General features: G+C 40.4%; 4 protein-coding genes. 3 read left to right on the top strand and 1 reads right to left on the bottom strand.

Annotated features, from left to right (window positions below; translation table 11 throughout):
- Nucleotides 1–73: 73 nt before the first annotated feature.
- Nucleotides 74–3,205, bottom strand: coding sequence for a DUF6298 domain-containing protein (locus AB5935_RS07850; RefSeq protein ID WP_038609120.1), 3,132 nt, complete (start codon nt 3,203–3,205; stop codon nt 74–76).
- Between the two features lie 248 nt (nt 3,206–3,453).
- On the opposite strand from AB5935_RS07850, the gene AB5935_RS07855 reads away from it, so the two are divergent.
- Genes AB5935_RS07855 through AB5935_RS07865 form a run of 3 tightly spaced genes read left to right on the top strand, consistent with a single transcriptional unit; the run spans nt 3,454 to nt 5,831 of the window.
- Nucleotides 3,454–4,293: an ATPase gene (locus AB5935_RS07855; RefSeq protein WP_038609118.1), complete on the top strand. Its 840-nt coding sequence runs from the start codon at nt 3,454–3,456 to the stop codon at nt 4,291–4,293.
- Nucleotides 4,290–5,126: an N-acetylmuramic acid 6-phosphate etherase gene (murQ, locus tag AB5935_RS07860; protein WP_007837781.1), complete on the top strand. Its 837-nt coding sequence runs from the start codon at nt 4,290–4,292 to the stop codon at nt 5,124–5,126. The genes AB5935_RS07855 and murQ overlap by 4 nt, the downstream gene beginning before the upstream one ends.
- 3 nt (nt 5,127–5,129) lie before the next feature.
- Entirely contained in the window at nt 5,130–5,831 is a 702-nt protein-coding gene (locus AB5935_RS07865) for an SIMPL domain-containing protein (RefSeq protein ID WP_007837779.1), read from the top strand.
- Nucleotides 5,832–6,277 lie beyond the last annotated feature (446 nt).

The raw sequence follows: 6,277 nt of genomic DNA on the forward strand, positions 1-6,277 counted from the left end.
ACTTATAAGTAATAGGAACAAGATTGGAATCCGTTCCTATTACTCAACCAACAGTTTTACAAAAGCTTTGCAATCACAATTGTAAAAAACAAATAGAACTTTCAGCAGGAGCCTTTAAAATTACTTTTCCACCTCCTCTCACGCTACCATCTTCTTTTATAACCGTTCCTTTATCCGGATCAATCCAAAAGACTTTATACGTTTCTCTATCTCCCATCAAATCCAAATTAATCTCATTCTTCACACAGTACCCAAGGTATCCCTTTCCGACAGCCCCCATTACCCACTGAGTATCCATATCGGTCTGTCTATCTATAGGAGAAAAAGAAGAAGCCTTCTCATAAACCGGTAATTCATCAATCGGCGGAATTTTGGCAAAAGAGCCACCCGCCATAAATATAGCCCAATTCATAGCATTACGAGGAACTCTAATTGTACTACCATTATAAACCACAGCTTTATCAGGATACTTACAGCGATATTCACGTACCGCACGATAAACACTGGCACAAGATACCGTGCCCGGATCAATCAGTCGCGCATGCTGGCGAAGAGCCAGACTTACCCCTCCCTGAGGTTCGTATAAAGTTCCATCTGCGCGATAATGCCACTGACGGATATCAATCACATCAACCATTGAAGTATGTTTTTTATCTTTCAAGACAGAATCCTGCACATCTTTTGTTGCTGTCAACGCCACTAACTGATGGTTATCACACGCATTGACCTCTTCCAACCAAAAGTTCATAAAATTCAATGGTCCGGTATATTCCAATCCAATGCTATGTACCACACCATTATTGTCATGGAACACATTTACACTCTGACGAATAAATTTACTGTGATATTCACGGATAACCGGACGAGTAATATCATAGAACTGTTCTGCCATATACACTCTCTTGTCCCCCGAAAAAACAGTCTTTTCCGCAAATCCCAACTGATTTATATTATTAGCAGAGCGCCAAGGATAATCACACCAGTGTGCTCCTTCTTCTATGATATTGTGCTGGTTATAATGATCATGTAACAAAACCAGTCCGTCTCGATCCGCCACATCTACAAATCGCTTCAAACGATTCCAATACCAAGGATTGAATTTATTCAGATCATATTTGCTTAAGCGATCCTGAGCTTCCCCCTGCCCGCTACGGCTATAAGGCATTTCATTAAAAGGAGCCCAAACTTCAGCATCAGCATGCATATTCCGCTCATGATCATTACGACGACGCTCATACCACAATCCTGTACGATGATGAAGCACATGTGCTCCCGAAAGCAATAATACTTGCGCAACACTATCTGGCTCTTCGGTATATCCCGTACCGGTGCGTCCCGGAACAAACTGACTGAGTGATCCTTTGCCCTGCCATCCTGTAGTACCGGGAATATTCTTGCGAAAATAAGTTCCGTTAATGAGAATATGATTTCCCCGCACAATCCAGCCATTTTTCACTTGTAAAGGTTCTGCCATGACCACATGCTTCTCTTTTTCAGGCCGCCAGTTCACTTCGTTTAAAAGAGGAGCATTATTCTGGGTTATCTCCAAAGGATATTTCACTATCATACTGTCTATCCATACATCCATTCGCATATCCGGTTTTAATGACTGTACAGACATCCAATGAGCGTACTCGGGAGTTGGCTTCGTAGTTTCATCAGTAGTGTACACAAATATTTTCTTTTCTTCCATTGAAGATTTACCCATACGAGCCGCCAGTTGAGCATAAAAAAAACTTTCCGGCTTGACAAAAGTATGCGACAATTCATAATGGCCATTACCAAAAGGTTGCGTCCACATTCCATAAGCCCAATTATGAGCTGTAGGAGGAGTAACACAATGAGTCTGTGAAGCTCGTCCCTGCCAGCACATAGAGTTAGCCGCCACCCAACCGGCTCCCTGATCTGCCATATCCCGATAACCCAATTGAATAATTCCTCCTGACACCGTTATTTTATCCATCAAAATACCATTAGAGAAGCCACCAGTAGATCCACTGAAACTATAAGGCCGTTCGGAATGACATTGTACAAAAGCATTAGGTCCAGGTACGGCAACCCCAACTGTAAAATCACGGTACCCCTCTTCAGAATAACAACGCTGAAAAAGAGTTAGTTGTCCCAAAGTATGAAAAGCATAACGCCTATGGTTGGCTATCTCGGACACGGGATGCAGAAATTTACAATCCTCCACAGTCACCTGCATCGCTCCCTCCAATACCATTACCGCCGAACCTGCAAAATGATGAGCCTCCACTCTTCGTACCCATCCATCTTTCACATGATTGAAGGTAATTGCCTGCCAACGATGGTTCTCATCTTTCAAATTAGTATGATCATATTCAGAATCGCAACACAAATTCTCTATTCCGACATTATTAATCCTCCCAGTCCATGAAAGAGGTAAAATATACCCACCACCATACTTGGGATCAAGGCTCATGGTCAATGGTACATCTATGGTAATACTTTCAGAGGTAACAGCAACCACAGTACGCTCCCACACCATATCATGACGACCGGGAGTCCATTTCGAGAAATTATATTCCTGTTCATTGCCCAATCTATCCGTACCAAGCACCGAAAGCCATCCGGCTGTTGATGGACGGACAATGCGTATTTTATCTCCCACCTTCAATGTTGCAGTTTGTTTCAAAGGAATAACCGTAGCATTTACAGGTACATACTGCCCGGCAATATGAATAGTGTCTTCCGTTTTCGCATTATTATAACCCAAAACACGAATCAATTCATCTTTCATCGGTCCCAATGCACGTAAAACCGTTCCTCCATTTTTATGGCATCCGCTACCACGGAGAACCACTCCGTCAGCCCGCATCAAAAGTTTACCTTTCAATTCATAGTTACCGGGAGCTAACTGAACTGCACCTCTGAAACCATCCGGTTCCATAGGAAGAGAGGCTACATAATTCAATGCCTGCTGAATAAGACCGGTTGCATCTCCATCCACGACAGGAACATATACTTTTGCATCCACCCAAGGAATGGGATACTCAGATTGGCGATAACCACAAAAAGAAAAATCAGGTATCCGATCGCCGTTAGGATACGATTTATAAACCAGTTCGTCGGTTTCAGTAATATGAACAGGTGACTGAGGAGTAGTCTTAAAATGTGCATCTATAGTTGCAAAGAGGAATACTCCGGCAAAAAGCAGAAGTGTCCGGCATAAATTGTGTTTCATAGTTTCATACCTAAAAATTCGAATACACAAAAATAGCAGCAAAACAGATACACTTTATTGAAAAATTGGTCAAAATTGGGTAGAAATCGAACACCAGACTAAAATTATAACTATTTGTACATCAAATTAAATATAGAAACAGAGTTACTAAAATAATATAAGAGCCCGACAAATAAATACGGAAAACAATGGATATCGGATAAATTTATACTATTTTTGTAAGACTAATAATCATCTTATTATCCGATATGATAGTAATAGCAGATAGTGGTTCTACCAAAACAGACTGGTGTCTGGGTAACACCAAGACAAACAGCAGGACAGTTCGAACAGGAGGTATCAACCCCTTCCACCAATCAGTTGATGAAATAAAAGAAGTGATTGCCTCCACACTAACTCCCCAGTTGGGAGACACCACTGAATTTACAACTATTTATTTCTATGGTGCAGGATGTATTCCCGAAAAAACGAATATAGTGAAAACAGCTTTGGCGCAGAACTTCCCCAAAGCAAATATCCTTGTCGAAAGTGACTTGTTAGGTGCCGCCCACGCCCTATGTGGTAAAACGGCAGGGATTGCATGTATTTTAGGAACCGGATCCAACTCTTGTTTTTATGACGGGGAAAAAATAACAGCTAATATTTCTCCGTTAGGGTATATTTTAGGAGATGAAGGTAGCGGAGCCGTATTAGGGAAACGTCTGGTAGGTGACTTCCTGAAACACCAACTTCCCGATGACATTTGCCGAGATTTCCTTAAAGAATACGATTTGACCCCAGCACTGATTTTAGATAAAGTATACCGACAGCCCTTAGCCAACCGCTTTCTGGCGGGTCTGACTCCTTTTCTTTTCGCCCACAAGCATAGACCAGAGATGCAGAATTTATTAATTTCCTGCTTCACTGATTTCTTCACCCGTAATGTAATGCAATACGAATATCATGATATTCTTGTACATTTTACAGGTTCTATTGCATTTTACTTTCAAGAAGAAGTAAAAGAAGCAGCTCTAAGACTGAATGTGTCCATCGGAAAAGTTTTAAAAAGTCCACTGGAAGGATTAAAGGATTATCATTTCGAAGTATGAATTTTATAAAAATAACCGAACAACCGTCCATACATGAGGATTTGGAACAAAAATCCGTCAGAGAGTTACTGGAAGGTATCAACGAAGAAGACCGGAAAGTAGCCTCAGCTGTTCATGCCTGCATACCACAAATTGAAAAACTAGTAAATGAAATAGTAGAACGTATGCATCAAGGAGGACGCATATTCTATTTGGGAGCCGGAACCAGTGGACGCCTAGGAGTATTGGACGCTTCTGAAATTCCAGCGACTTTCGGTATGCCTGATACCTGTGTCATAGGTATTATAGCCGGTGGTGAACAAGCTTTGAAACATCCTGTAGAAAGTGCTGAAGATAATAGTCAAAAAGGCTGGATGGAACTACAAAAGCATCACATCACAAATAAAGACATCCTGATAGGCATAGCGGCATCGGGAACAACTCCTTATGTTATAGGAGCGCTGCAAAAAGCGAGAGAACACGGAATATTAACAGCAAGCATCAGCAGCAATCCAAACTCTCCACTCTCGAATGTAGCAGATATACCCATCGAAATGATAGTCGGTCCGGAATTTATCACAGGCAGCTCGCGCATGAAGAGCGGCACAGGGCAAAAAATGATACTGAATATGATAAGTACCACCGTCATGATAAAACTAGGCAGAGTAAAAGGAAACCGGATGGTAAACATGCAACTCAGCAATCAAAAACTAGTAGACCGAGGAGTACAAATGCTAATTGACGAATTACATATTAATAAAGCAGAAGCAAAACAATTGCTGCAAGAACAGGGCTCTGTTAAAAAGGCATTTGACGCTTACAAAACAAATAATTGTATCACTAAAAACGACTGAAGTATGAAAAGTTGGAAACAAGAAGCCGTCATCCTTGCTATAGGCATGTTGGTGATGGGGTATTTTATCAAACAGGGATTGGACACTTTCTCTGGTAAAGACAGAGTAGTGAATGTGAAAGGTCTGGCAGAAATGGAGGTGCCAGCTAATAAAGTAACTTGGCCTTTAATGTATAAAGACCTGGGAAATGATCTCCCGACCTTATATAACAAAATAAATACAACCAACCAAACAATTGTCGGCTTCTTGAAACAGAAAGGAATCACTGAAAACGAAATCAGTATCAATGCACCGGAAATTATAGACATGCAAGCTGAACGTTATAATAATAATTCAGTTCCCTTCCGCTATAATGTGACCTCTGTCATCACGGTTACTTCAACTAAAGTAGATCTGGTGAGAAAGATGATCAGCGAACAAAGCGAACTCTTAAAGCAAGGTATCGCTATTACCGGTGGAGATTATCGTTACAATGTGCAATATGACTATACCGGTTTAAACGACATCAAGCCTCAAATGATAGAGGAAGCAACTAAAAACGCACGGGCGGCAGCTATTAAATTCGCCAAGGACTCGGACAGCGAACTTGGTAAGATAAAAAGAGCTTATCAGGGACAATTCAGTATCGAGGATCGTGATGCCAATACTCCTTACATCAAACGTATCCGTGTTGTAACCACCATTGATTACTCTTTGGAAGATTAAATATCCATTTGGCGAAGCATATTAAACAAAGCTTCTTTGTTCAGAGGCTTGAACAAATAACCGTTAAAGCCTCTGGACATTACTTTCCGCTTATCTTTCAGAAGTATTATTCAAATTATAGTAATTGGTCTTTTCAACCAAAAAATTCCGATCAACCCAAATTATATATGCATCCACATTATACAATATGGTATCCGAAAATTCTTTCACGGAACACACCTTATTTTTCTTCTTAACGAACTCCTTTTCCAAACTTTTCCTCTTTCTTATCTCCCATAAAAAACCTAAAAGTAGAAACAAACTAAAATGAACGCTACCATATTTTAATAGGTTAAATTTCTACAAATGTACAAACATAAATTAAAAACAACGATTATATCCCATTTAAATTTTAATCAGCAAGAAATTTCAGCAAACTTGTTTGTGTTTCAGTATTTTGTTGTATC

Source organism: Phocaeicola sp. RTP21198st1_B8_RTP21198_201120 (assembly GCF_040929485.1).
GTDB lineage: Bacteria > Bacteroidota > Bacteroidia > Bacteroidales > Bacteroidaceae > Phocaeicola > Phocaeicola dorei.

What these genes read in the sequence shown, in the direction of transcription:
- AB5935_RS07850 (WP_038609120.1), bottom strand. Translation starts at nt 3,205, where the DNA reads ATGAAACACAATTTATGCCGGACACTTCTGCTTTTTGCCGGAGTATTC.
- AB5935_RS07855 (WP_038609118.1), top strand. Translation starts at nt 3,454, where the DNA reads ATGATAGTAATAGCAGATAGTGGTTCTACCAAAACAGACTGGTGTCTG.
- murQ (WP_007837781.1), top strand. Translation starts at nt 4,290, where the DNA reads ATGAATTTTATAAAAATAACCGAACAACCGTCCATACATGAGGATTTG.
- AB5935_RS07865 (WP_007837779.1), top strand. Translation starts at nt 5,130, where the DNA reads ATGAAAAGTTGGAAACAAGAAGCCGTCATCCTTGCTATAGGCATGTTG.